This window comes from Rhodococcus chondri (assembly GCF_036327435.1).
Taxonomy (GTDB): Bacteria; Actinomycetota; Actinomycetes; order Mycobacteriales; family Mycobacteriaceae; genus Rhodococcus; species Rhodococcus chondri.
In genome coordinates this window covers 1-24952 of sequence record NZ_JAUZMZ010000005.1, presented here as the reverse complement: position 1 = coordinate 24952, position 24952 = coordinate 1, and the positions used below count along the sequence as shown (strand labels likewise).

General features: G+C 62.5%; 25 protein-coding genes and 1 pseudogene. 19 read left to right on the top strand and 7 right to left on the bottom strand.

What is annotated here, in order from left to right; all coding sequences use genetic code 11:
- Window positions 1-386 precede the first annotated feature (386 nt).
- Together Q8814_RS01815 and Q8814_RS01810 are read left to right on the top strand one after the other, a co-directional pair.
- Entirely contained in the window at window positions 387-1901 is a 1515-nt protein-coding gene (locus tag Q8814_RS01815) for an ABC transporter substrate-binding protein (protein ID WP_330150318.1), read from the top strand.
- A 245-nt stretch (window positions 1902-2146) separates the two neighbouring features.
- On the top strand, window positions 2147-3580 hold the full coding sequence (locus tag Q8814_RS01810) for an ABC transporter substrate-binding protein (RefSeq protein WP_330150281.1): 1434 nt from the start codon (window positions 2147-2149) through the stop codon (window positions 3578-3580).
- Window positions 3581-3739: 159 nt separating this feature from the next.
- Here Q8814_RS01810 and Q8814_RS01805 read toward each other — a convergent pair whose 3' ends face one another.
- The 3 genes from Q8814_RS01805 to Q8814_RS01795 form a co-directional block, all read right to left on the bottom strand.
- On the bottom strand, window positions 3740-4498 hold the full coding sequence (locus Q8814_RS01805; RefSeq protein ID WP_330150280.1) for an SDR family NAD(P)-dependent oxidoreductase: 759 nt from the start codon (window positions 4496-4498) through the stop codon (window positions 3740-3742).
- A gap of 75 nt (window positions 4499-4573) precedes the next feature.
- The gene (locus Q8814_RS01800; protein ID WP_330150279.1) at window positions 4574-5068 is read right to left on the bottom strand and encodes a cupin domain-containing protein; all 495 of its coding nucleotides are present in this window, start codon (window positions 5066-5068) and stop codon (window positions 4574-4576) included.
- Window positions 5069-5212: 144 nt separating this feature from the next.
- Complete coding sequence (locus Q8814_RS01795; protein ID WP_330150317.1) at window positions 5213-6220, bottom strand: NADPH:quinone oxidoreductase family protein; 1008 nt, start codon at window positions 6218-6220, stop codon at window positions 5213-5215.
- 138 nt (window positions 6221-6358) lie between these two features.
- On the opposite strand from Q8814_RS01795, the gene Q8814_RS01790 reads away from it, so the two are divergent.
- The 4 genes from Q8814_RS01790 (at window position 6359) to Q8814_RS01775 (ending at window position 10267) form a co-directional block, all read left to right on the top strand.
- Entirely contained in the window at window positions 6359-7423 is a 1065-nt protein-coding gene (locus Q8814_RS01790) for a phosphotransferase family protein (RefSeq protein ID WP_132472079.1), read from the top strand.
- 35 nt (window positions 7424-7458) lie between these two features.
- Entirely contained in the window at window positions 7459-8736 is a 1278-nt protein-coding gene (locus tag Q8814_RS01785) for an acyl-CoA dehydrogenase family protein (RefSeq protein ID WP_330150278.1), read from the top strand.
- Between the two features lie 86 nt (window positions 8737-8822).
- Entirely contained in the window at window positions 8823-9419 is a 597-nt protein-coding gene (locus tag Q8814_RS01780) for a carboxymuconolactone decarboxylase family protein (RefSeq protein ID WP_330150277.1), read from the top strand.
- Window positions 9420-9502: 83 nt separating this feature from the next.
- Window positions 9503-10267, top strand: a complete 765-nt coding sequence (locus Q8814_RS01775) for an alpha/beta fold hydrolase (protein ID WP_330150276.1) — start codon at window positions 9503-9505, stop codon at window positions 10265-10267.
- A 19-nt stretch (window positions 10268-10286) separates the two neighbouring features.
- On the opposite strand, the gene Q8814_RS01770 is transcribed toward Q8814_RS01775, so the two are convergent.
- From Q8814_RS01770 to Q8814_RS01760, 3 genes are read right to left on the bottom strand one after another with little or no spacing between them, the layout of a single operon-like run.
- Window positions 10287-11042, bottom strand: a complete 756-nt coding sequence (locus tag Q8814_RS01770; RefSeq protein ID WP_330150275.1) for an SDR family NAD(P)-dependent oxidoreductase — start codon at window positions 11040-11042, stop codon at window positions 10287-10289.
- A gap of 58 nt (window positions 11043-11100) precedes the next feature.
- A complete protein-coding gene (locus Q8814_RS01765) occupies window positions 11101-11592 on the bottom strand; it encodes a nuclear transport factor 2 family protein (RefSeq protein ID WP_158289162.1) in 492 nt (163 codons plus the stop codon).
- Window positions 11589-12362, bottom strand: coding sequence for an SDR family NAD(P)-dependent oxidoreductase (locus Q8814_RS01760; RefSeq protein WP_132472178.1), 774 nt, complete (start codon window positions 12360-12362; stop codon window positions 11589-11591). Before Q8814_RS01760 ends, Q8814_RS01765 begins: the two co-directional genes overlap by 4 nt.
- Between Q8814_RS01760 and Q8814_RS01755 the strand changes: the two are divergent.
- From Q8814_RS01755 to Q8814_RS01730, 6 genes and pseudogenes are all read left to right on the top strand, one after another.
- Window positions 12363-12671: pseudogene (locus Q8814_RS01755) on the top strand (helix-turn-helix domain-containing protein); the annotation flags it as partial.
- A 9-nt stretch (window positions 12672-12680) separates the two neighbouring features.
- Complete coding sequence (locus Q8814_RS01750) at window positions 12681-13103, top strand: hypothetical protein (RefSeq protein ID WP_330150320.1); 423 nt, start codon at window positions 12681-12683, stop codon at window positions 13101-13103.
- Between the two features lie 79 nt (window positions 13104-13182).
- Window positions 13183-13968 (top strand): SDR family NAD(P)-dependent oxidoreductase, encoded by a 786-nt coding sequence (locus Q8814_RS01745; RefSeq protein ID WP_330150274.1) that lies wholly within the window; start codon window positions 13183-13185, stop codon window positions 13966-13968.
- Window positions 13969-14167: 199 nt separating this feature from the next.
- Entirely contained in the window at window positions 14168-15391 is a 1224-nt protein-coding gene (locus tag Q8814_RS01740; RefSeq protein ID WP_330150273.1) for an amidohydrolase family protein, read from the top strand.
- A gap of 12 nt (window positions 15392-15403) precedes the next feature.
- Complete coding sequence (locus tag Q8814_RS01735; protein WP_132472087.1) at window positions 15404-15622, top strand: hypothetical protein; 219 nt, start codon at window positions 15404-15406, stop codon at window positions 15620-15622.
- A gap of 104 nt (window positions 15623-15726) precedes the next feature.
- Window positions 15727-16521: an SDR family NAD(P)-dependent oxidoreductase gene (locus tag Q8814_RS01730; protein WP_132472088.1), complete on the top strand. Its 795-nt coding sequence runs from the start codon at window positions 15727-15729 to the stop codon at window positions 16519-16521.
- Here Q8814_RS01730 and Q8814_RS01725 read toward each other — a convergent pair whose 3' ends face one another.
- A complete protein-coding gene (locus Q8814_RS01725) occupies window positions 16522-17133 on the bottom strand; it encodes a cysteine hydrolase family protein (RefSeq protein WP_330150272.1) in 612 nt (203 codons plus the stop codon). It lies immediately after the preceding gene.
- Window positions 17134-17304: 171 nt separating this feature from the next.
- Between Q8814_RS01725 and Q8814_RS01720 the strand changes: the two genes are divergently transcribed.
- The 7 genes from Q8814_RS01720 to Q8814_RS01690 form a co-directional block, all read left to right on the top strand.
- Window positions 17305-18537, top strand: coding sequence for a cytochrome P450 (locus tag Q8814_RS01720; protein WP_330150271.1), 1233 nt, complete (start codon window positions 17305-17307; stop codon window positions 18535-18537).
- 43 nt (window positions 18538-18580) lie between these two features.
- On the top strand, window positions 18581-19408 hold the full coding sequence (locus tag Q8814_RS01715) for an enoyl-CoA hydratase/isomerase family protein (RefSeq protein ID WP_330150270.1): 828 nt from the start codon (window positions 18581-18583) through the stop codon (window positions 19406-19408).
- A gap of 6 nt (window positions 19409-19414) precedes the next feature.
- Entirely contained in the window at window positions 19415-19873 is a 459-nt protein-coding gene (locus Q8814_RS01710; protein WP_132472091.1) for a Zn-ribbon domain-containing OB-fold protein, read from the top strand.
- 31 nt (window positions 19874-19904) lie between these two features.
- The gene (locus tag Q8814_RS01705; protein WP_132472092.1) at window positions 19905-20828 is read left to right on the top strand and encodes an SDR family NAD(P)-dependent oxidoreductase; all 924 of its coding nucleotides are present in this window, start codon (window positions 19905-19907) and stop codon (window positions 20826-20828) included.
- A 275-nt stretch (window positions 20829-21103) separates the two neighbouring features.
- The gene (locus tag Q8814_RS01700; RefSeq protein WP_330150269.1) at window positions 21104-22723 is read left to right on the top strand and encodes an FAD-dependent oxidoreductase; all 1620 of its coding nucleotides are present in this window, start codon (window positions 21104-21106) and stop codon (window positions 22721-22723) included.
- Window positions 22724-22808: 85 nt separating this feature from the next.
- Complete coding sequence (locus tag Q8814_RS01695; RefSeq protein ID WP_132472094.1) at window positions 22809-24443, top strand: FAD-dependent oxidoreductase; 1635 nt, start codon at window positions 22809-22811, stop codon at window positions 24441-24443.
- On the top strand, window positions 24440-24952 hold a 513-nt coding region (locus tag Q8814_RS01690), incomplete at its 3' end, for a CoA transferase (RefSeq protein WP_330150268.1). The genes Q8814_RS01695 and Q8814_RS01690, both read left to right, overlap by 4 nt.

Here is a 24952-nt window from a genome sequence, read left to right as displayed (position 1 = left end):
ATTCACTGCCTGACTGAGAACTGACGGGTACCGGGCTGCGTACAGGCGCGGCCCGGTACCCGTTTCTGCCAAGAGATCTCCGCATCACATGGGTGCATCGGGATCTACGGGTTGTCGAATCGCGAGAGCGGACGCGCGGCAAGCATTCGCGCCGGAATGCGCCCCGCTTGGAGTAATTGCATTACTGCTATTGCGTCATGTGATTGCGATCACTACTGTTGTTGCAGCGCGGTCGATCGGAGTCCTTCAGTGGAGCTGGGACTCTGCATCCTGGGATAGCGCTTCTCGACATCACCCAGTTCACCGAGAGAGAGACGTGTGGAATGAGAATCCGAAATGGGTTGTCTGTCAGGGCGATAGCTATTGCAGGAGCGCTGGCCTTGGCTGTGGTCGTTACCGCGTGTGGGGGAAGTGGTGCGGCCGGTTCGGACACCTCGGCCGGCGAGATCGACCGCAACGCAACTCTGCGGATGGCGTGGACGGTGGCACCCGCGAATCTGGACCCCCATCAATCAAGCAACTACCAGGTTGATTTCAACTATCTGGCGCCCGTGTACGACCGATTGACGGTGATTGTCTCCGGCCCCGAAGTCGCGCCGATGTTGGCGGAGTCGTGGGAGTACTCGGAGGACGGCACTTCCGTCGACTTCGCTCTGCGCACCGATGCGACGTTCCATGATGGCACTCCGGTGAATGCTGCTGCGGTGGTCAAGAGCCTGAACCGGGCCCGTGATCCGCAGCAGGCCAGGTCTGCACCGTCGTTGGCGATGGTGACCGATGTTCAAGAGATCGATGATCGCACCGTCCGGGTGGTGGCCAATCGCCCCGCAGTCGATCTGCCCGCAGTTCTGGCCAGCACCACGGCCGCGATCATCAATCCAGTCGCATTGGACAACAAGGCCGACCTGTCGGTCGAGATGGCGGGTTCGGGCCCGTATGTCCCGGAACAGATCCGGCGCGGTGACCGCATCGTCTACAAGCGTTACGACGGGTATTGGGATCCGGAAGCGCAGAAGACTGCGAGGCTGGAAATCATGGGGATAAAAGACGACAACGCCCGTCTGAATGCGTTCCGGAGTGGTCAGATCGATGTGATGCTCGCCAAGGCGGGCCAGACCGACGACCTTCAACCGCTCCTCTCACAACCGCGGTACGACATGCACACTTACCCGGTGGCCCAGTTCTACGCGGTACAGATCGACATCGGCCAGCCGGAACTGCAGGATCCGAAAGTTCGCCGGGCGCTGAACTTTGCAATCGACCGTGAAGGCATCAACTCGGCCCTCTTGCAGGACCAGTGTCAGGCTGTCTATCAGCCGATTCCGGAAGGCGTCGATGGTCACAACGAGTCTCTCCAGGATGCATACACGTTCGACCCGGAGGAGGCTCGCCGGCTGCTCGATGAGGCCGGTGCAGACAACATCACCCTTCGGTTGATCACGGTGGCAGGCCTGTCGCCGCAGCAAGAGATGGCCACGGCGATCCAGGCACAACTCGCGGAGGTCGGTGTGAAGGTCGAGATCATTCCGCTGCCGAATGAGGAGGCCCAGATTCGTATGGGTGAGGGCGGCTACGCACTGATCAATCCGCGGCTGGCCTACCCGACCCCGGCTCAGACGCTGCTCACCAATTATCTGACGAAAGTTCGCTTCCCGACACCCGCTTCGCAAGAGTTTCAGGATACGGTCGACAAGTCGTTCGATCCGAGCATCGGTGACGCGGAGCGGACCGAGCTGTACACCACGGCATCCACGATCGCTTCCGAGGAAGCCTACGATCTGTTCATCTGCGGTATCCCGACCCAGGTGGCGTTCACGGACAAGGTCGTCGGAGCGGACGAAGGTGCCCAGGCAGACTTTGTCGGCATTGTCGACACCCGCTATATGGGTATCACTTCCTGACCGACAGGCGAGGGTTGTCCGTCCGCGCATGCGCGGACGGACAACCGCTTGGTCGAAATCTGTTCCCGACTCGGAGGTCCAGGCCTATGCTGCTGTTCGCCCGTAAGTTTCGACCCGGCGCCGAAGCGCCTGGTGTTTTTGTGTTCGCCACGCTGATCGCTGCAATGCTGTTGCTGACCGCGTGTGGTGCATCTAGCCAGCAGGAAAATCGTTCTCAAGACGTGAACCGTGAGGGAATTCTCCGCGTGGCGGGGAACGTCGTGCCCAACAATCTGGATCCGCACCAATCGGGCAACTACACGGTCGACTATCCCTTCCTTTCGCCCGTCTACGACCGCCTCACCCAAGTGGTTTCAGGTCCGGAGATCGTGCCGATGCTGGCGGAGGAATGGACATTTGCGGAAGACGGCCGGTCGGTGGATTTCCGGCTCAGGGACGACGCGGTCTTCCACTCCGGTAACCCGGTCGATGCAGATGCAGTAGTCGCGAGCCTGGAACGAGCGAGAGATCCCCAGCAGTCGAGGGTTTCCGGCCGCTTCGAGATGGTGGCGTCCGTGCAGGTAGTCGACGAATCTACCGTGAGAATCACGACGAACCGTCCTGCGCTGGACCTTCTGTCGGTCCTGGCGACCACGGAGTCGGCGATTGTCGATATGGACGCAATGGCGAACGGCCTCGATATCTCGCAGGAGAGCGCGGGCTCGGGTCCATACGTATTCGATCAGGTGCGGCCTGGTGACCGGATCACCTACGTGAGACACGAAGGGTATTGGGACCCGGAGGCCCAGAAGCCTGCTCGGTTGGAATTGATCGGTCTACCCGACGACAACTCGCGGCTCAATGCTTTCCGGTCCGGGCAGGTCGATGCGATCAAGGTCGATCCGGATCAGTACGACGAGTTGCAGTCGGTGGTTACGCAACCGGGATTCGAATTGCACGAGTACCCGATCGTCCAGTCGTATGTGCTGTATCTCGACATCGGTACCCCGGGTCTCGAAGACAAGAGGGTGCGTCAGGCGTTGAACTATGCGATCGATCGTGAGTCAATCAACAGTGCCCTGCTGAACGGCAGGTGCCCACCGCTCACCCAACCGCTTCCGGCGGGTCTCGACGGCCACGACGCCGGCGCGGCGGACCTGTATCCGCACGACCCGGATCGCGCCCGGCAACTGCTCGAGGAATCGGGGGCACCCGACAACCTGCCGATCCGCATCATCTACGTGGCCGGTGCCTCGCCGCAACAGGAGATGGCGACGGCCGTGCAGGCTCAGCTGCGTGACGTCGGAGTGGACGTGCAGCTGGTTCCGATCCCGGCCGTGGACGCGCAGGCAACCTTCCGGACCGGGCGCTACGGACTGCTGAACATTTTTCTGTCGGCGCCGACTCCCGGCCAGACTCTCCTGACGAACTATTTGGCGGACTTCCGATTCCCGACCCCGCCGTCGCTGGATTTCGCCGACACGGTGGTGCGGTCGTTGGATCCGTCGTTGTCGGATGACGAACGTACCGCGCTGTACGAGACCGCGTCGGGAACGGCTGCGGAGGAGGCGTACAGCGTCTTTCTGTGCGGTTCACCGACGATGATCGCCTACACGTCCGACACAGTCGGGATGGACTCACTCGGCCACGCCGATTTCACGAGTGTCTTCGACGTCCGGTACGCCGGCGTGACGTCGTGAACAGCGGTCGGAGACCGTATGCGCGTGATCTCGGTCGACGATCACCTGATCGAACCGCCCGACGTGTGGACGGATCGCCTGCGTAGCAGCTGACCGTCCACCCTGATGGGACAGTGCCCGCCCTCTCCTCCGGGTGGGCACTGTGCGTCCGGTGTCGTGTTACGCGGGCAGAGCCTGCATCATTCCACCGTCCAGTTCGTAGGTGCTTCCGGTGATGAACGAAGCCTCGTCCGACAGCAGGAATGTCACGAGATCGGCGACTTCTCGGGGCGTACCCATCCGTCCCATGGGGATGAGCGAGGCCCACTGTGCCTGCAATTCGGTGGGGTACGACAGGATCTTGGGTGTTGCGATCGTGGCAGGCGCGACGGAATTTATCCGTATTCCCTCGCTCGCGTAGTCGATTGCAGCAGTGCGCGTCAGTCCAATGACTCCGTGCTTCGATGCGGAATAGCCGGCCATCCGGGTTGCCGATTTCAGTCCGGCGCAGGAACTGACGTTGACGATTGCGCCTGTTCCGTGTTCGACAAAGTGCCCGAGTTCGGCGCGCATGCAGAGAAAAGTACCTCGCAGGGTGACATTCGCCGCTGTATCGAAATCCGCGGGGGCGATCTCGTGCAGTCGTGCCTGCGGATGCGAGAGTCCGGCATTGTTGACGGCGAGGTGCAGCCCGCCGAACGAGTCGATCGCGGTGCGGACCAGGTTTGCGACATCGGATTCATCGGATACGTCTGTGCGGCAGAAGACCGCCCGGCCTCCTGCTCTTGTGATCCCGTCGGCTACTCGATTGCCGCCCGGTTCGGAGACGTCCGCGATCACCACCGCTGCTCCCTGGGCGGCGAGCGTCTGTGCACAGGCCTCGCCGATGCCGCTGCCCGCGCCCGTGACGATCGCTACCTTGCCTTCGAATCGCATCATTTACTCCTAGCTGGTCTGCTCGTACATGTAGATCACATCGACACTTTGCCCGGATTGCGGCCGTCGGCGACCGAGCTACCTTTCGGCCCGTCCCAGTTTCAATGCAGGATCGCTGATGCCACTGTCCGCGAACGGTGGGGTGGGAGGGCGGGGGAGGTCCTCGCTGACAGCCCCTTTCTCCGCCAGGAGCTTGTGCCAGCCTTCGAGGTCGCCTCCGAAGAACTTGCCGGTGCCCATGATGACGCAGTAGAGAACAGCGCCCTCGGCACCTGCCTCCCATGGCCCAAACATGTCGCCCCAGTCCAGCATCATGTGGGTGCCGGCGCCGTGGCGATTTCCGTCGCCGTCGATCAGTTCGCCCTTCAAGACGAAGATCGTATGATCCCCATGATGCCCATGGTACGGCGCGAGCGCTCCGGGTTCCCAAACGTTGTAGAACACCAAGTATCTGGGTGTGTACTCGATCCACTTCTCCCAGATCGATGCAGTGTGGCCGTCGTCGAAACGGAGTCGCATGGCTTCGAACCAAGGCACGTCGTCGAGATGCTTGATCAAAGGTCCGCCGCGCATGATTGTCCTCCTGGATGTGGTGTGCTGACGCGTCATCGGTTCCTCGTGAACCTCGGCTGATGCCGAGACGCTGTGCACGGATTCGTGATGCTTACCATGATCGATCTCGCAAGGTCAACGAAAATCATTGCAGGAGCGTATTGTTTAGGAATCCTCTTCGGCTCGGCGCGGTTCCGACGAGATGACTTCGATGACGGTCTTCCCGACCGACTGCCGGCTTGCGACCGCGGTCATTGCCGCGGCGGTGTCGTCCAACGGGTATCGAGCATGGATGTGGGGCCGGATCCGGCCTGCGCTCCAGAGTTCGGTGAACTCGGCGCGGTCCCGGGCGGCGCTTTCGGGATCGTGCTGGGCGAAAGTTCTGATTTCGAGGCCTTTGATCACCGCACCTTTGAGGAGCACGAGATTCAGTGGAATGGAGGGAATCTCGCCGCTCGCATATCCGAGCGTGACGTACGTGCCGCCCCAGGCGAGTTCGCGGAGTGCGGGTTCTGCCCACGGGCCGCCAACCGGGTCGACCACCACCTGGAGCGCTCCCGGGCCCACGGCCGCGCGGATGCCTTCCCTCACATCACCTCCGGCGTAGTCCACAACATACCGAGCTCCGCGGGCACGGGCGGCGTCCAGCTTGTCGATGGTAGATGCGGCCGCGATTACGGTGGCACCGAGGGCAACCGCAAGTTCGACTGCGGCAAGACCGATGCCCCCGCCCGCTCCGAGAACGAGGACCAGGTCGCCGGATCGGACCTGAGCGATCGACCGTAAGGCATGGTATGCGGTGAGGTGGCAGACCCATGTGGCCGCCGCTTCGGCGGAGGTTACCCCGGCTGGGACCGGAATTGCGGACGATTCCGGTACAACGACGTATTCCGCAAAGGCACCCGGTGCGAGTGCGGCGACTCGGTCACCCGGGAAGAATCCGGTTACGTCGGCACCGACGGCGGTGACGACCCCTGCGCACTCGTGCCCGGGTACGAATGGCAACGGTGTCGTCGTCTGATACCGCCCGGCGATCATGAGGGTGTCGGGAAAGTTGACGGCCGCGGCCTCGACCGACACGAGCAGTTCGTGTGCGGCCGGCGACGGTCTCGCGACTGTGTCGATCGTGACGGCATCGGGGCTGCCGAGCTCGTGGATCCGTGCGGCACGCATCATCGGGCTCATTCGCGTACTCACTATCTGCCTCCTTGGTTCCGGTGCGTACCTGTCCGTGCGCTCCGACCTGCGCATTCGGCATCCAAAACTCGCTAGTAATTGTGTTTCGTCATTTGAGTAATTAGATTACTCGATATGACCCAGGACACGCACACCACTTCAGGGGGCGCGCTGGCGCCCACTTCCCTCGACGTCGAGGCACTCAGCCGCTGGATGGACCGGGAAGGTCTGCCTGGGCACGGGGAGCTCGCACAGGCCCGCACGCTGTCCGGCGGATCGCAGAACGAACTGTTCGAGGTCGTCCGCGGCGGCGAAAAGATGGCACTGCGTCGACCCCCCGGCTACGCAGTCGAGGGTCGCGCCAAGGTACTCATGCGCGAAGCTCGGCTTCTGAAGGCACTGGCGGGCACCGATGTTCCCCATGCCGCACTCCGCGGGGCGACCGCCGATACTTCGGTGATCGGCACCCCGTTCTACATGATGGATCTCGTCGATGGGTGGAGCCCCATGGGCGGCGGCTGGGCCCCGCCCTTCGACACCGATCTCGAAGCAAAGGGCCAGCTCGGCCTCGAACTGGTCGACGGCGCTGCCCGAATGGCTCGGGTCGACTGGAAGGCACAGGGCCTCGAAGACTTCGGCAAGCCCGAGGGCTTCCTCGATCGCCAGGTCGATCGTTGGCTGTCACACCTGTCGGGATTCAAGTTCCGCGAAATTCCCGGCCTCGAAGAGACCGCCGCATGGCTGCGCAAAAACCAGCCGACCAGCTTCCGCCCCGGAATCATGCACGGCGATTACCAGTTCGCCAACGTGATGTTCCGCCACGGGAAGCCCGCAAAGCTGGCAGCGATCATCGACTGGGAGATGGCCACGATCGGCGACCCGCTGCTCGACCTCGGCTGGGTTCTCGTCTCCTGGGGGCCCGAGGGCGACGCGATGAAGCACGCCCGCTACCTCAACTACGAGGGCATGCCCTCCCGTGACACGATGCTCGAGCACTACGCCACCGTCAGCGGTCTCGATGTCTCCGATGTGGACTACTACGTGATCCTGGCGCGGTTCAAGCTCGCGCTCGTCCTCGAAGCGAGCGTGGCTCGCCACGCAAAGGGTGAAGCCGACGACCGGGTCGCCCGATTCGGCCCCATCGTGCTCGAACTCATGGAGTTTGCGGCGTCGCTGTCCCGGCAGGTCACCCTGCGCTGACCGTCCATCCATACTTTCAACCTCTAGGAGCCGTCATGGCGTGGGATTTCGACACCGACCCCGAGTTTCAGCAGAAGCTGGACTGGGTTGCTCAATTCGTTCGTGACGAGGTCGAGCCGCTCGACCTCGTCTGGCCGTACGACAACTACAAACCGCTCGACGACGAGCACCGCAGGATCGTCGACCCGCTCAAGCAGCGCGTACGCGAGCAGGGACTGTGGGCCTGTCACCTCGAACCGGCGCTCGGCGGTCAGGGATACGGGCAGCTGAAGCTTGCGCTGCTGAACGAAATTCTGGGTCGCTCCACATGGGCACCGACAATCTTCGGAACACAGGCACCCGACACGGGCAACGCCGAGATCATCGCGCATTTCGGTACGGAAGAGCAGAAGGCGCAGTATCTTCAACCGCTGCTCGACGGTGAGATCTTCTCCTGCTACTCGATGACAGAGCCCCAGGGTGGCGCGGACGTGGCCGGCTTCCAGACCACCGCGGTCCGTGACGGCGACGAATGGGTCATCAACGGACGGAAGTTCTTCTCGTCGAACGCCCGCTACGCCACTTTCTGCATCGTGATGGCCTACACCGACAAGGAAGCCGGCCCGCACAAGGGTATGTCGATGTTCCTCGTACCCACCGATACACCGGGTCTGACCATCGAGCGGAACTTCGCGCTGATCCACGAACCGGAAGAAGAGGGGTCGGAGGCGCTCATCGACTATGCCGACGTGCGCGTGCCGTCCACCGCGTTGCTCGGTGACGAGGGTCGTGCCTTCGAGGTCGCACAGGTGCGCCTCGGAGGCGGACGTGTGCACCACGCCATGCGCACCGTCGGCCTGGCCCAGCGAGCTCTCGACATGATGTGCGAACGCGCGCTGAGCCGCACGACTCGCGGCAAACCGCTGGCCGATCGCGAAACCGTGCAGACCTACATCGCGGAGTCCTACGCCCAGCTGAAGCAGTTCCGCCTGTTCGTCCTGCAGACAGCCTGGCTGATCGACAAGACCAAGGACTACTCGCAGTGCCGCACCGACATCAGTGCGATCAAGTTCCTGACACCGAAGGTGTTGCACGACATCGTCCAACGGTCGATTCAGGTTCACGGAGCACTCGGCGTCACCCGCGCTACACCGCTGCACAAGATGTGGGTTACCGCGCCGGCTATGGGACTCGTCGATGGTCCGACTGAAGTGCACCTGCGACAGGTGGCCCGTGGTGTGCTCAAGGGACAACAGGGTACGGACGGCGCGTGGCCCACCGAGTTCCTGCTCGACAAGGTAGAGGCCGCGAAACGCAAGCTCGGATTGGTGTGACGTCGATCCGAATCAGCATCGTCCCGGCGGACGACGCCGCCCCAAAGGTTGAACCACAGTGGAAGAATGAGACTGGAGGAGGCCCAATGCCGAGGATCGAACCGATTCCGTTCGACGAGCTCGATCCGGATCTGCGCAGTCGATATGCTTCCGGTCTCGAAGCGGGCCGCTACACGACGGATGTTCCGCTGCGGATCTACGCTTATGCAAAGACATACGCGGTGGCGAGCGATGAGCGCTACCGGCTGACCTTCCGGCAGGGGCTACTCGATGTGCGCTTGGAGGAACTCCTGCGTATCCGAAGCGCACAGATCAACGGGTGCGGAGCGTGCTCGGCGTCCCGCAAGAATGCGTCGATCTCCGATGAAGACGTTACCTGTATGGCCGGGCCGCTGGAGTCTGCGGGATACTCCGAACGGGAGAGACGCGCTCTGAAGTTCTTGGATGCGTTCAACCGCGATCATCATGCGATCGGTGATCACGACCTGCTCGAGTTGGCCGAAGTGTTCACAACAGCTGAAATCGTCGAACTGGGACAGATGTGCGCCACCTTCATCGGTACGCATCGGTGGACACATATTCTCGACGTGTTGGACGATTCGGAACCTGTACTGAAATTCGACCCGTCCGAGATCGATCGCCCAATTACTCACCGTGTGCGGCAGCAGTATTCGGAGCATTGACGATTGCTGCGCGTTCCGCCTAATCTGACGGCAGTGTCGTACATGGTAATCCGTGTGAAGCGTTTTGGGACAGAAGGATACGTATGAGCACAGGAATCGTGCTGGTGCACGGTGGACAACACACCGGCCGTTGCTGGTCGCGGACAGTGGATGAACTGAAGATGCTGCAGCCGGATCTACCTGTGCTGGCGGTCGACCTGCCGGGCCGTGCGACCAACCCTGCGGATCTCGCCGAAGTGGGCATTGCCGAATGCGTCGCGTCTGTTCTCGAGGACATTCACGAAGCGGAGTTCGACGACGTTGTCTTGGTTGCCCATTCGATGGGCGGTGTCACAATTCCCGGTGTAGCGGCCGAACTCGGATCCGAACGGGTGCGCAGCATGGTCTTCATTGCCGCCGCCGTTCCACCGAACCGATGGTCGATCCTCGAGAATCTTCAGGGCAGCTTGCAGGGCCAGGTAGGGGAGCGGGTGACGTCCAGGGTGACCGAACCCTTTCCCCGCGAAATGGCAACAGAACTATTCTGCAACGGGATGACCGACGAGCAAACCGAATTCACGCTGTCGGAGTTGTGTGCGGAAAGCTCACGGCTCGCTACGGAACGCGTCGACAGAAGCGCGATGCCGCAGGGAGTCCCTCGGGTGTGGGTGCTCACCGGACACGATCGTGCGATGCCGCCGGCACAACAACGCCAGCACATCGACAATCTCGGTGGTGTCTCCGAAGTCGTGGAGATCGAAAGCTGCCACGACGTGATGATCAGCGAACCTGCCGCGCTGGCCCGGGTAGTGCTCGAGTGCGTCGAGCACTACCCGGCGCCGTCCGGTAAACGGGATTCCCAGACCTGAACCGGATTTACGACTCCGACTAGATCCACAGCGGTGTGCCTCCGCTTACCTTGAAGGTCTCGCCGGTGACGAACGATGACTCGTCCGAGCACAGGTAGAGCATCATGGCGACGATGTCCTCGGTCCGGCCGAGACGATGCACGAGCTGCCGGTCTTCGACGATGGAGTCGACAAATGGCTGAGGGAGATCGGCCAGAGCGCTGTCCGTCCCGATCAGGCCAGGGGCGATAGCATTGCATCGGATACCCGCGGAGGCGAAGTCGTGGGCCAGCGCGATCGTGAGGGCACGAACTGTCAGCTTAGACACGCCGTACGCGGTAATCGGGTTGTATGCTGCCATCGACGAAATATTGACGACCGTGCCGCCCCCCCTCGACCGCATGGCTTCGAGGCATGCGATCGAGGTGTTGACGATGCCGAACACGTTGACGTCGAACAGAGCTCGTACGTCCTCGCGGCTCATTGTCGAGAAGGGCCGGCTGTAGCGGGTCAGGTGCAGACCGGCGTTGTTGATGAGAATGTCGATCCCACCGAACGCTTCCGTTGCTCGTGCCACGGCACGCGCAACGGTTTTCTCGTCGGCCACATCGCAATGGACCGCCAGTGCTTCGAAGCCGGCTTCTTTCAGTTCCTCGGCTGTATTCTCGGCGCGGGTTCCATCGATGTCTGCGACCACCACCGCCGCGCCTTCGGCCGCGAGCGATCGGCAGAATGCTGCGCCGAAGCCCTGTGCGCCGCCGGTGACGAAGGCGACCTTGGCGTCGAATCTTCTCATCGGAAGTCCGTCCTTCCGTCGATGTGTACGGTCTGCCGGATCGTGAAGTGCGGGGCGATTACGCCGGATCCAGGAAACGGGGCACCGTGTAGTCGTGTTCGAGATTGGGGCGGGGAGAGAACTTGCCGGAGAACGGCACCTGCCCCCGGCCGAACACCTGGAACCGACGGCGCGTGAACCGCCACCCTTCGTCCAACCGGACGAGGGTGTCCTCGTACACACCGAAGTTGCAGTTGAGCTTGTCTCCGTCGTCGACTGCCAGCCATTCAGACACGGACCAACTTGCCACGGCGGTGTCGCCCGCGACCTCGACGATGCCGTTCGTGCACGTGAGAATCATGAATTTCAGCGGGGCCAGCGTACTGTCGAGGATCGACCCGATCCTGTCTCGTCCGACGACATCCGGCGCGTTGTATGCGGAGAGGATTCCGTTCTCGGAATAACATGCCGCGGCTGCAGATCCGTCGCCCCGCATGACGGCGTGGCTGTAGGCGTCGGTCAGCTTGCGGATGGCAAGTTCGTCGAGAAGTGACCTGTCGCGGTCGGTCACGGGATGCCGCCGTCCGAGCGGACGATGGCGCCGGTGGTGTAACTCGATGCGGCGCTTGCGAGAAACAGTGCTGCGCCGACAATTTCGTGTGGATTTCCGATGCGCTTGAGGTGCAGGCGCTCGGACATCCGGTTGGTGTGGTCCATGTCCCATGCCGCGGCGATATCGGTGAGGTACTGCCCCGGCATGAGGGTGTTGACCCGGACTTCGGGCCCCAGGAGCTGGGCGAAGCCCTCGGTCATCGCATTGAGGCCGTTCTTTGCGGCGGCGTAAGGGATGATCGACCCCATCGGTCGCAGCGAACCGGTGCTGCTGACGTTGATGACCGAGCCGGAACCTTGCGCTTTCATTCGCGTTCCGACCAGCTGGGTGAGCCGGAACGGGCCTTTGAGGTTCAGATTCAGGACGCTGTCGTACATCTTCTCGGTCACGTCGGTGACGTCGTCGTAGACCGGTGACATGCCGGCATTGTTGACGAGGATGTCGATGCGCCCGAACCGCTCGTATGCGGCGTCGACCAGGCCTTCGATCTCATCCCATCGGCCCATGTGACATCCGTAGGCCAGGGCGTTGCGGCCGGTGGTCTGTTCGATCTCGGCGGCCACGGCTTCGCAGTTCTCGAGTTTGCGGCTGGCGACGACGACGTCGGCGCCGGCCCGCGCGAAGGCGAGTGCCATTTCCTTGCCCATCCCGCGACTGCCACCGGTGATGAGTGCGACCTTGCCGGTGAGGCTGAACAGATCGAAGGGCGACTGCGGATCCGACGCCATGTGTTGGGCGTCGTCCTTCATACTGGGAGTCATAAATATCCTCGGATCAGAATCGGATTACCCACTGTGAAGAAAGATACATCAGAATTACAGTCATCGGCAGTCTCCCGTAGAGTCGCGCAGGCGGCCGAGCGTCGGACGGCACGGCAACGGAAGTCCGCGGAGGACGAGATCCAGCGGATCCTTGCGGTAACACTCGAACTCATCGAGAAGTCCGCACCCGCAATCCCTTCCGTCTCGGAGATCGTGGCGGCAGCGGGTATTTCGAATCAGACGTTGTACCGCTCGTTCCCGAGTAAAGATGATCTCCTGCTCGCAGTGCTGGAGCAGGGAACGCTGCGGGTCACGAATTACCTGCGCGAACGCATGTCGCGGGCGAAGGACCCCCGCGAACAGATTCTCGTGTGGACGCGTGGCGTGCTGCGCCAGGTCACCGCCACCGAAGCCGCGCAGACGAGCCGGGCGGTGCTCGAACCCCTCAAGAAGTCCGGCGATTCGGGCTCGGGCAATACGCCGGACGAGCTGCTCTACCCCCTCCGCGAGCTGCTCTCGGAACCCTTGGCGAAACTGGGGGCCGATCCCAGGCTCGACGGTGACTGCATCGCAGATCTCGTTCTGGGCGCCATGCGCCGTCACCTGTGGAACGGGACGGCCCCGACCCGTTCGGAAGTCGAGTGGACGGGTCGGTTCGTGCTCGGCGGGCTCGACGCCCGCGCCGAGAGCAAGTCCGACCGGGCCTGAAGCAACAGTCCGGCAATGACAATCCGAAGGGAATGCAAATGGCACGAGGAATCGGTGACTGGCAGGCGCCGTCTGTGTCGTGACGGGAGGTGCGTCGGGAATCGGACTTGCCGTGGCTCGTGCGCTGCGTGACCGCGGGACGACCGTCGTCATCTCCGACGTCGAGCAGTCGGCGCTCTTGGATGCGGCAGCCGACCTTGGTGTCCTGGGCATCCGGGCTGATGTGAGCCGGTGTGAGGATGTCGAACGACTGGCCGAGGAGACTCTCACTCGGCACGGCCGGATCGACGTGATAATCAACAACGCCGGGGTCGCCCGAGTGGCCCCGTTCGAGGAGTTGATCGACGAGGATTTTCATTGGCTGGTGGACGTCAATCTGTGGGGCGTGGTGAACGGCGTACGGACGTTCCTGCCGATCATCGAGCGCACGTCACGTGCAGGATTCGTCGTCAACACTGCGTCGATGGCCGGACTCCGCGCCGCGCCTCGTCTGACTGCGTACGCGGCGACGAAGTTCGCGGTGGTGGGTTTGACCGAGGCGCTCGACGAGGAACTCGCAGCCCGCGGATCTCACGTCGGGGTGGGGGTTGTCGTTCCGGGGCAAGTCCGGTCGCGTATTGGCGCCAGTGAACGAAACCGGCCCGGCGGACCGGGCGGTCCGATCGCGCAGCAGGCCGGATCGCAGTCGCTTCTCGAGGCGGAGGTGGTGGGTAAAACGGTAGCCGACGCCATCGAGCGCGGTGATTTGTACATCGTGACCCACCCGGAGCGCCTCGGGTCGGTCAGGCAGCGGCATCGCAGGATCGAAGCAGCATTCGAGGCCGCGGACAGCGTCATGGGCAGGGCCCGCCCGATAAGTGACTAAGCGTCAGATAACTTCTCGTCTCGACCGCGAAGTGCTCATAGCTTCTTGCCCGGTAAGCACTGAAGAGGAGGTTAAGTCACTGGAGGGTTGACGCTTGTGATGACGATCACTAGAATACGACGTGTCAGATACGCGGTGGGATTCGTTCCGGATCTGCCCATCCTTTTCACGTCCCAGCTCGACCCTCGAAGGAGTCGCTGTGCCGCTTCAGGACCATATGCACTTGATTTCGGTGGACGATCATTTGATCGAACCGCCGAACGTGTGGTCGGACCGCTTGCCGAAGAAGTTCCTCGACGAGGGTCCGCGCATCATCGAAAAAGACATGAGCACCGAGCATGGCGACGAGGGTCTGTCGGCGCTCCTGCTCGACGCCGCTCGCCACGGCAAGAAGGCTGCTGCACCGAAACTTGCGGAGGTCTGGCAGTACGAGGGCCGCATCTATCCGAACATCGGCCTGAACGCCGTCGCAGGTAAGAAGCCCCAGGAATATGGCATGGACCCGACTCGGTACTCGGATATGCTTCCCGGTTGTTATGACGTGAACGCCCGCGTACAGGATATGGACATCGACGGGGTACAAGCCGCGCTGTGTTTCCCGTCCTTTCCCCGGTTCGCCGGCACGGTCTTCCTTGAAGGCAAGGACAAAGAACTCGCCCTGCTGTCGGTGAAGGCGTGGAACGACTTCCACCTCGACGAGTGGGCCGGAGCCCACCCGGACCGGTTCATCCCACTGATAATCGTGCCGTTGTGGGATCCCGCCGAGGCGGCGAAGGAGATCTACCGCTGCGCCGCCAAGGGCGCCAGGGCGATCACGTTCCCCGAGAACACTGTCGGCTTGGGGTTGCCCTCGTTCTACACCGACCATTGGGATCCGGTCTTCCGCGCCGCGGAGGAGACCGGTATGCCGCTGTGCATGCACTTCGGCTCCTCGGGCAGGGCCCCGATTACGTCTCCCGAAGCCCCGATGGCAGTGATGATCTCGCTGTTCGGTACGAACTCGATGGATGCGACGGCAGATTTGCTGTTCTCTCCGGTGTTCTACAAGTTCCCGAATCTGAAGGTCGCGTTGTCCGAGGGGGGTATCGGCTGGATGCCGTACCTGCTCGAGCGCATCGACCTGACCTGGGAGAAGCATCGCTGGTACCAGAACGTAAACAAGGACGTTCGGCCGTCCGATTTGTTCCGTGAGCACATGTACGGATGCTTCATCGACGACTTCGAAGGTGTTGCCCGGCGCGATCGGATCGGGATCGACAACATCACGTGGGAGTGCGATTATCCGCATTCGGATTCGAACTGGCCCAACAGCCGCCAGTACACGGCAAAGCTCCTGCAGGACGTGCCGAACGAGGATGCACACAAGATCGTCGAACTCAACGCTCGTAAGCTTTACAACTTCCCTCGTACCGACGGACAGTAGCAGGTACGAAAAATGGCTCACGAGAAGGAAATCGACGCTTCCGATTGGACCGATCAGGACCTGCTCACCAAGGACGAGGCCGGGGAACGGCTCGACGACGAAATCGAGTCGACACGCGCCCGCCTGAACGAACTCGAGACACAGGATGCTGCCGGCAAAAACGTAGCTGCCTCGCTCGGTCTCGTTCGGCGCCGATTGACCGCGATGGAGAGATTGCGCGGCACCTTGTGAACTCCGGCCGGGCCGCCTTCCTGCGATGCGGGAAGGCGGCCCGGCCTGCTTTGCGTATGCAGCGTTGTCCGAGCTTGTTATATCCCTTGATGAAAGGCAACACTATGAGTGATCGACTGAAGGGCAAGACCGTACTGGTAACGGGTTCCACCCGCGGCATCGGAAGATCCATGGCGGAACACTTCGCCGCGGAGGGCGCACGTGTCGCAGTCACCGGACGTACGGTGGAGCGCGGGCAGAAGGTCGTCGACAGGATCCGGGCGGCGGGTGGAGAAGCCGAGTTCTTCTCTCTCGATGTGACGTCGGAAGCGAGCATCCGAGAGGTCGTCGAGGCAGTCGTCGCACGGTTCGGAGGACTGTCGACCCTGGTGAACAATGCGGCCCCCACCGACGCGGTAGCCGGCACTATGAAGCCCCTCCACGAGTACGACACTGCGGAGTGGGAACGAATCATGACCGGAACTCTGACCGGAAATGTTTTCTGGGCAACAAAATACGCGTGGCCGCATCTTGTCCGGGCAGAAGGGGCATCCATCCTCAACATCTCATCCGGTCAATCGCTATCCGGGTTCAAGGGTTTCGCGGCGTACGGCGCGGCGAAGGCCGGAGTCAACAGCCTGACACGATCTCTCGCGGTCGAGGGCAGTGCGGATGGAATCCGGGCCAACTGCATTCTCGTCGGCCGTGTGGTCGCGTCGAAAGGCGACTCCGGCCACCACACTGGGGGCGGCCGCCTGACACGTATCGGCAACCCGATGGACATCGCCTACGCTGCCACCTGGCTGGTATCCGATGAGGCCGAGTTCGCAACCGGGTCGATGGTTACAGTCGACGGTGGCTTCTCGATCAACGGTGATGCTGTCTCCGACGCGGAAAGCCTTTCCATGCAAGCAGTCTGACTATCGATTCTTCGGCAGGCGCGCCACGATATCGTCGGAGGGCATGATGCGGGCCAGTGCCCCGATCAGGTTCTCCAACATCGCGGCGTGTGCCTGTGGAGACGTTCCTGCAGTGCAGTCCTCGGCGAGCACCACGTGATAACCACGGTTCACCGCCTCGCTCGCCAGGCCGGGGATCGCTACGTTGGTCGAGACGCCGGCCAGGACGATGGTGCGAACGCCTTCGAGGCGGAGCATCGCGTCGAGGTCGGTGCCGTAGAAGGCGGTTATACCGGTTGCGCGACTGCTCACGATGTCGTCAGGCTCGGGTCCGAGTTCGGATGGAATCTCCACATCCGGCGTGCCGGCGATCAAGCTGCGGGTGCGCAGCGCCATCGTGCCGAGGTACGAGTTCGGAAGCATCCCGCGCTGGTCGGCGCGATGCTCGATGATGCAGTGCACCACGGGTAGTCCACGATCGCGGAACTGCCGTGCGAGCGACGCGGTGCGGCTGACGATGCTTCGCTCGGCGGCCTCGCGTGCGAGCCCGGAAGATACGGATGACGTCGGGTCGAGGATGCCGCGCTGGCATTCGCTGATCACCAGCGCGGGGGCGGGGAAGTGGTCCGGCATGCGTGGTCTCCAAATTGTGACGGGTAAGCCAGTTCATGGAATCGTATCTCATGAACCATCGGCAAAAACCCTGTTCATGGCTGTTGTGTAATAGTGACATTACTGCCAGAATCAAGGAAATAACCGCGGCGGCACGGGGTCGTGTCCGCGAGAAATTCGAGGCAGGTTGTGATGGTGGGGACCGAGTCGGTGGCGTCGCTCTTGATGGACCTGGATTGGTGGCAGTACCGTTCCGCCGAGCGTGACGACTTCTTCGCGTCGTTGCGCCGAGAAAACCCGCGAGCGTTCGTTCCGGTTGGTACGCGAGGGTTCTGGGCGTTGACGCGGCACGCGGATGTTCTGGAAGTATCGCGACGCCCGGAGGACTTCTGCTCGGGTGAGGGTACGCAGATCTTCGACCAGCCGGCGAAACTTCGTGAATACCGGGGTTCGTTCATCGACATGGACAACCCTGAGCATGCGCGATTGCGGAAGATCGTGTCTCGTGGGTTCACAAACAAGGCATTGTCGTCGATCCGCGAAGATATCGAAGCGACCGTCTCCGAGATCCTCGACGGGATGCCGAGTGATGGTTGTGATTTCGTCTCCGAATTTGCCGCGCTGGTGCCGCTGCGGATCATCGACAATTTGCTCGGCATTCCAAGGTCGCACGAGGCGTTCATCCTCGAGGCGACCAATGTCCTGCTCGGCGCGGTGGACCCGGAGTACGTGCCGGATCAGAGCTCCGAAGGGCTCGCCTCGGCAATGACAGCGGCAAGCAAGAGGCTGATCGCGATCCTGAACGACCTCGCCGAGGAGCGGATCGCCGAGCCGCAGGACGATCTCATCACGAGGCTGGTCGCCGCCAACGACGCGGAGAATCTCACGCCGCAGGAAATGGCGAAGTTCTTTATTCTTCTGGTCGGCGCCGGGAACGAGACTACCCGCAACGCCATCTCACACGGCCTGCATCTGCTCACGAAATACCCGGAACAGCGCGACAAGTGGCTGTCCGATTACGATCGATACGCCCCCACGGCGATCGAGGAGATCCTCCGCATTGCCAGTCCTGTGGTGCACATGCGCCGCACCGTCACCCACGACGGCGTCCGACTGGGCGACCAGGAATTCAACAAGGGCGACAAGGTGGTGCTCTGGTATGGCTCGGCGAATCGCGACGAGTCGGTCTTCGAGAACCCGTATGACTTCGACATCACCCGCGATCCGAATCCGCACCTGGCCTTCGGCGCTCCCGGCCCGCATTTCTGCCTGGGCGCTCACCTAGCCCGCTTGGAAATGCACGTTGCGTTCCGGATGCTCTTCGAGCGCTTCCCGGATATCCACACCATCGGTGAGCCGGATGTGCTGCGCGCCAATTTCCTGAACGGGATCAAGCATCTTCGAGTCGAGTACACGGCGCCCTGACGACAGAACAGCTTACGACAGACCATGGGTCGAGGAGGATTCGGTGACCGACGTCATTGACGGACAGACACAGCGTACGGAGAGCGTGCTTCGGCAGCTGGAGGGCGGGATCTTGACGATTTCGCTCAACCGGCCGGATGCCGCGAACGCCCTGCGGCCCGATGATCGCAACGAGTTGATCCGCCTCTTCGAGGAAGCTGGGGGAGACCCCGACGTGCGCGTCGTCGTATTGCGTGCGAACGGCAGGCATTTCTGCGCGGGTGCGGATGTGGTCAGGCTGTCGGGTGATCGTGCGACCAAGGTCAAGAAGGTCACCGGAGCGATGCACACCATCATGACCGGTGCGCAGCGTCTGATCGCGTCGGTCCTCGACTGCCCCAAGCCGGTCGTTGCGGTCGTGCAGGGTGCAGCTGCCGGCATAGGCGCGCATCTGGCATATGCATCGGACCTGGTAGTGGCTTCCGAGGGCGCATACTTCGCGGAGTCGTTCGTCAAGCGTGGTCTTGTCGTCGACGGAGGCGGTGCCTACCTGCTGCCCCGCCGCATCGGGGTGCAGCGTGCCAAGGAGATGGTCTTCTTCGGGGACAAGTTGTCGGCACGTGACGCTCTCGAACTGGGATTGGTGAACCGCGTCGTTCCGGCCGAAGAACTGGACTCAACCACCAATGAATTCACCTTTCGGTTGGCTGTCGCGCCCACCAGCGCGATCGCCCTGACGAAGCGGTTGTTCAACGATTCCCCCGACGTCGACCGCACGCAGTCCTTCGTCGCGGAAGCGATGGCGCAGGAGATTCAGGGCTATTCGCAGGACAGCAAAGAAGGCGTGCAAGCTTTCGTAGAGAAGCGCGACGCCGACTACGTGGGTTGGTGAGGGACGATGACCGAGAAGACCGCATCCGAGAAGACTGCTGGACCGGAAAAGCCGCGCGCGGACATTCCGACCGTCGACGAGGCGACCGCTCCCTACTGGGACGCGGCCAAGCAAGGAAAGCTGCTGATCGCGAAGTGCGGTGAGTGCGACAAGGTGCACCACTACCCGCGACCGTTCTGCCCGTTCTGTTGGAGTGAGGACGTAACCGCAGTCGAAGCCAGCGGACGCGGCACGTTGTACACGTATTCGACCGTGTATGTGAACGACCTTCACCCGTTCAAGTCACGGTTGCCGTATGTGGCGGCTCTCGTGGAACTCGAAGAAGGTCCGCGCGTGATGACCAATATCGAAGGGTGCGAACCCGACGAGCTGGAGGTCGGGATGGCAGTAGAGGTTGCGTTCCGGTCGTTGACCTACGAGCTCGACGCGACGATCTTCCGTCCTGTTGCAGCAACCGATCGGTAAAAGCGAATCTTCCAGTAGAAGGAGACATTTCATGGGCAAGTTGCTCGAGGGTAAGGTCGCGCTGGTTACGGGCGCCGGTCACGGTATCGGTCGCGCACATGCGTTGGAGTTGGCCGGTCATGGCGCGACCGTGATCGTCAATGATCTGGGGACTTCGGTCAGCGGCGAGGGCACCGGCAAGGTTGCCGACGAGGTGGTGCAGGTCATCGAGGATCGCGGTGGCCGGGCGATCTCGGATTTCAGTGACGTCGGTGACGAGCAGCAGGTGGATCTGCTGGTGGAACGGGCGTATTCGCAGCTAGGCCGTCTCGACATCGTGGTCAACAATGCCGGGATCGTGCGGGACCGGGCGATCTGGAACATGAGCGCCGAGGATTTCGACCTGGTTATGCGGGTGCATGTGCGGGGTTCGTGGTTGACCAGTCGTGCGGTGGCACGTAAGTGGCGTGAGGAGTCGAAGGCATCCGGCGGCAAGGTGTACGGCCGAATCATCAACACCACGTCGGGCGCCGGGCTGCAGGGGCATTTCGGTCAGACGAATTACGCTCCGGCGAAGGCCGCGATCGCGGGGTTGACCCAGACGCTGAGTCTGGAGCTGGCATCGATCGGTGCCACAGTCAATGCGATCAGTCCGGGTGGTCTCACTCGGATGTCGGCGACGATGCCGGGTCGCGCGGAGGCGGTCGAGCCCGATCAGCGTACCGATGACGTGTTCGATCCGAAGGATCCGTCGTTGGGGTCGCCGGTCGTGGCGTGGTTGGCGAGTCCGGAGGCCGGGCATGTCAGCGGTCAGGTGATCAAGGCGCTGGGTGAGAACATTTCGTGGTTGCGGAGCTGGACGCCGATTGCGACGGTGTCGAACAACGGAAAGCGTTGGGAAGCAGAAAAACTCGGTGCAGTGTTCGCTACCGATGTGTTCGGTACGCGTGCTGCCGGTTTGCGTTTGGGCGGCTGATTGGGGATGGCCGGCGGGCGCACCGCCCGGCGGCTCCCTCGGGGCGGGCATGCCCGGTCCTTATCCCAATAGAAAATAGAATATAGATTTCTGAATTCAGTGACGCTACTTCACTCTGGCCACGATGCGGATTGTGAAGCGCGACTGCATCCATTCACAGTGCGAGACAAGTACTTCGATCCCCCTATGCCGGCCCATCGCGGGAGCGATCTTTCTCGCTCGGCCGCTGCGCTCGCCACTGGTGGGACGACATCACGAGCAGAAAGGCGGCGTCGATGGACGCGACGTTCGATGTGATTGCAATCGGTGGGGGCCTCGCGGGATTGGCTGCGATGACCGCTGCCAAAGAACGCGGTCTTTCGGCTCTGCTGATCGAGAAGACCGACACTCTCGGTGGGGTGACTGCGTATTCCGCCGGTCAGCTCTGGGTGGCGGGCTCGTTCCTCGAGCGTGCAGCGGGGATCGAGGACTCGGCCGAAGCCGGTGCGGCGTATCTGCGCCGCCTCGGCATGGGTTTCGCGGACGAGGAACACGTGCGCTTCTATGCGGACAACGCGAACCCGACACTCGAGTACTTCACCGAACTCCTGGATGCCAAGTTCCGGATCGTCGACGACCTGCCGGACTACTACTACGGTGAGTTTCCCGATGCGCGCAGGGAAGGACGGCTTCTCGAAGTCGACCCGTACCCGGGTGCGTCGTTGGGCCAGTGGCGGAAGCTCCTGAGGGTCTCTCCGCATGTCCAGTATCGGCTCACGCACGAAGACATGTGGAAACTCGGCGGGATCGCACGTAGCCACACGTGGGATCGGTCGTTGCTCGACCAGCGTGAAGCCGACGACGAACTGTGCATGGGCACAGGTCTCGCGGCGCTGTTCCTCCGCGGTGCTATCGAAGCGCGATCGGAGATCATGACGTCGACCTCGGTGTCGGAACTCGTCGCCGAAGACGGACGTGTGACGGGCGTGCGCATAGACGACGGGCGGAGCTTCGGGGCCCGCTTCGGCGTCCTCATCGCAACCGGGGCGTACGACTGGGACCCCAGGGCGATGATGGGCTTCGAGGGAATCCCCGACGTGGCCTCGGCTACGCCCCCTTCGGTCGTCGGCGATCATTTCCGACTGACCGCGCCGTTGGGCGCTCGCGTCGTGAGCGAACCCAAGCCGATGCGGCTCGGGTACCCCATCCCCGGTCGGAAAGACGACGGACAGGCGATGACCGGCATCTTCCGCGCCGTCTCCTACCCGTACTCGATTCTCGTGAACGGTGACGGTCGGCGCTTCTGTGACGAATCGTTCTATCCCGCAATCGGACATGCGCTCAAGACGATCGACGGCCGGCGACAGGCATTCGCGAACTGGCCGTGCTGGTGGGTGTTCGACACCAAGTTCCGAAGCGAGTACTCGTTCTCCTCGATTTCCCCGGGAACGGATTTCCCGCCGGAATGGGATGTCGTCTCCGCCGACTCGATCGAAGGGCTCGCAGAAAAGATGGGTGTCGACGTTGATGCCTTCTCCGACCAGGTCCGTCGATTCAACGCCGACTGCGCAGACGGAGTGGATCGCGAATTCGGCCGAGGCGAGCGGATGTACTCCCAGGTCTCTTACGGAGACCACCAGGCCGGCCAGCACCCGAACCTCGGTCCGGTAGCCGTCGGACCGTTCTACGCAATGCGACCGGTCCTCGTCGGCACCGGAATCCCTACCACCGGGCTCGATACCGATGCGGTGGGACGAGTTCTCGACTACGACGGCCGGCCGATCGAAGGGCTGTACGCTGCCGGCAACTCGTCGGCGATGCTCGAGGTCGGCGGCGGATACCAGAGCGGGGTCGCCAATATGCGATCGCTGATCACCGCGCGTTCGAGCATGTTCGACGCAGCCCCCAAGAAATGACCCCAGCGGCCGCCTACACCTGCGAGACCGCACACCCGGACGTCGAGGTGTCAAGGGCCGAGCCGCCGAGCGCAAGGGAAGATTCATGAAGATACTCGGAAAGCAAGATCTCTCGGACCGATACGACGTCGTAGTGGTCGGATCGGGCGCCGGCGGCCTCGTCGCCGCGCTCACTGCAGCGTCCGCAGACCAGTCCGTTCTCGTGCTGGAGAAGTCGAGTCAGATCGGCGGAACGTCTGCCGTGTCCGCCGGCACGATCTGGATCCCCGCCAACGACGGGATGACAGAAGGTGGGATCGACGACGACATCGAGAGCGCACGTACGTATCTCACCGAGACGGTCGGCGGCGGAGAGGTCGTCGATGCGTTTCTCGACCACGCGAACGACATGCTGTCGTTCCTGCGTGAACGGACCTCACTCGAACTGGTGGCTTCCCTCGGGTATCCCGACTACAAACTGGGCCTCGCGGGATCGCGCTACGGTCGCGCGATGCAGCCGACCACGTACGATTCTCGTCAGCTCGGTGAGTGGAAGGATATTCTCCGCCGCGACGAGAACCTGCTCCAGTACTCGATGATCGAGTTCAAACAGTGGGGTTCGTGGGCGAACTTCCCCTGGGACGAACTGCGAGAGCGCACAGCGAAGGGCATCGTGGCGCGCGGTGCGGCACTGGTGGGCCCGATTTTCCAGGCGTGCCTGGAAGCCGGTGTCGACTTCGCAGTGAATGCCCCGGCACAGGAATTGGTCGACGAGGGCGGCTCTGTCCGCGGAGTGTCGGTCGACAGCCGGCAGATCGCCGCGACCGGCGGTGTAGTGCTCGCCTGTGGTGGCTTCGAGTGGAATCCCGAGATGATGGAAGAGCATCTGCCGATGCCGATTCCGATCCGCTGCAGCCCGCCCCACAACACGGGTGACGGACACCGCATGGCCGAGCGCATCGACGTTCGTCTCGACCACATGGACGAGGCGTGGTGGGCGCCCATGGTGTCGGTGCCGGGGCAGGAGGTCGATGGGCAGCGGGTGGGCCGACACATCCGCTCCGAGCGGCAGTCTCCCGGCGTCATCATCGTGGACAGCACAGGCGAGCGCATCGTGAACGAGGCACAGGACTACAACAGCCTGATTCGATCCGCGCTGGAAGCTTCACGCAGTAAGGGCATTCCGCTGCGTATGTTCGTCGTCTTCGATCATCGCTTCCTCGAGCGGTACGGCTTCCTCACGTATGCCGCGGGCGACGAACTCCCCGGATGGATCACTACCGGTGCGAGCCTCACGGAGGTCGCCGAGTCGCTCGGACTCGAGGCGCAGGCGCTCACCGCCACCGTCGAGCGTTTCAACAAGTTCGCCGAGGCAGGAGTGGACGAGGACTTCCATCGCGGCGACAGTCCTTACGATCAGTACAGCGGAGATGCCACCAACCCCTACCCGAACTCGAACCTCGCGCCCGTGGAGATCGGACCGTTCTACGGCATGGAGTTCTTGCCGGGCGCGTTCGGCACCGCGGGTGGTGTTGCGACCGATGCCCGCGGACGTGCGTTACGCACCGACGGTTCCGTCGTGCCGGGCCTGTTCGCAGTGGGCAATGTGTCTGCCCATCCACTCTCTACGGGCTACCCCGGTGCAGGCTCGACGCTCGGACCCGCCATGACTCTCGGATATGTGGCCGGCACCGAACTTGCGGACACTCGCACGGCTGCGGAAGTTGGAGGAACGCAATGATCGATATCGGAAACGCGTTGGCAGGTCGCACGGTTGTCGAGATCTGCAATTACGTCAGCGGTCCGATGGTCGGCCGGAACCTGGCGGCGCTGGGCGCCAACGTCCTGAAAATCGAGAGGCCCGGCACCGGCGATGACGGACGCCACTCGTACCCTGCGTTCGACGGGGACGGCTTGTTCTTCACGGAAACCGCATACGGCAAGAAGTCCGTAGTCCTGGATCTGAAATCCGAGGCCGGACTGGCAACGGCCGTGGACATGATCGACAAAGCGGACATCCTGATCGAGAACATGCGCCCGTCCGTCATGTCGCGTATCGGTCTCGACCCCGCGATGCTCGTCTCACGTAATCCGAAGCTCGTCGTGGGCTCGGTGAATGCCTTCGGCACCACCGGTCCGCGCGCCGACGACCCGGCCTACGATCCGGTCATCCAGGCGGCGACCGGCATCATGTACACCACCGGCTTCAAGGGCGATCCGCCCAAGCGGATCGGAGCGTCGATCGTCGAC

Excerpts from the sequence above, each read along its gene's own strand:
- Q8814_RS01775 (WP_330150276.1), top strand. The coding sequence starts at position 9,503 with ATGAGCACAGGAATCGTGCTGGTGCACGGTGGACAACACACCGGCCGT.
- Q8814_RS01805 (WP_330150280.1), bottom strand. The coding sequence starts at position 4,498 with ATGATGCGATTCGAAGGCAAGGTAGCGATCGTCACGGGCGCGGGCAGC.
- Q8814_RS01770 (WP_330150275.1), bottom strand. The coding sequence starts at position 11,042 with ATGAGAAGATTCGACGCCAAGGTCGCCTTCGTCACCGGCGGCGCACAG.
- Q8814_RS01780 (WP_330150277.1), top strand. The coding sequence starts at position 8,823 with ATGCCGAGGATCGAACCGATTCCGTTCGACGAGCTCGATCCGGATCTG.
- Q8814_RS01760 (WP_132472178.1), bottom strand. The coding sequence starts at position 12,362 with ATGGCGTCGGATCCGCAGTCGCCCTTCGATCTGTTCAGCCTCACCGGC.
- Q8814_RS01720 (WP_330150271.1), top strand. The coding sequence starts at position 17,305 with ATGGTGGGGACCGAGTCGGTGGCGTCGCTCTTGATGGACCTGGATTGG.
- Q8814_RS01785 (WP_330150278.1), top strand. The coding sequence starts at position 7,459 with ATGGCGTGGGATTTCGACACCGACCCCGAGTTTCAGCAGAAGCTGGAC.
- Q8814_RS01700 (WP_330150269.1), top strand. The coding sequence starts at position 21,104 with ATGGACGCGACGTTCGATGTGATTGCAATCGGTGGGGGCCTCGCGGGA.
- Q8814_RS01725 (WP_330150272.1), bottom strand. The coding sequence starts at position 17,133 with ATGCCGGACCACTTCCCCGCCCCCGCGCTGGTGATCAGCGAATGCCAG.
- Q8814_RS01730 (WP_132472088.1), top strand. The coding sequence starts at position 15,727 with ATGAGTGATCGACTGAAGGGCAAGACCGTACTGGTAACGGGTTCCACC.
- Q8814_RS01705 (WP_132472092.1), top strand. The coding sequence starts at position 19,905 with ATGGGCAAGTTGCTCGAGGGTAAGGTCGCGCTGGTTACGGGCGCCGGT.
- Q8814_RS01695 (WP_132472094.1), top strand. The coding sequence starts at position 22,809 with ATGAAGATACTCGGAAAGCAAGATCTCTCGGACCGATACGACGTCGTA.
- Q8814_RS01790 (WP_132472079.1), top strand. The coding sequence starts at position 6,359 with ATGACCCAGGACACGCACACCACTTCAGGGGGCGCGCTGGCGCCCACT.
- Q8814_RS01795 (WP_330150317.1), bottom strand. The coding sequence starts at position 6,220 with ATGCGTGCCGCACGGATCCACGAGCTCGGCAGCCCCGATGCCGTCACG.
- Q8814_RS01710 (WP_132472091.1), top strand. The coding sequence starts at position 19,415 with ATGACCGAGAAGACCGCATCCGAGAAGACTGCTGGACCGGAAAAGCCG.
- Q8814_RS01800 (WP_330150279.1), bottom strand. The coding sequence starts at position 5,068 with ATGCGCGGCGGACCTTTGATCAAGCATCTCGACGACGTGCCTTGGTTC.
- Q8814_RS01735 (WP_132472087.1), top strand. The coding sequence starts at position 15,404 with ATGGCTCACGAGAAGGAAATCGACGCTTCCGATTGGACCGATCAGGAC.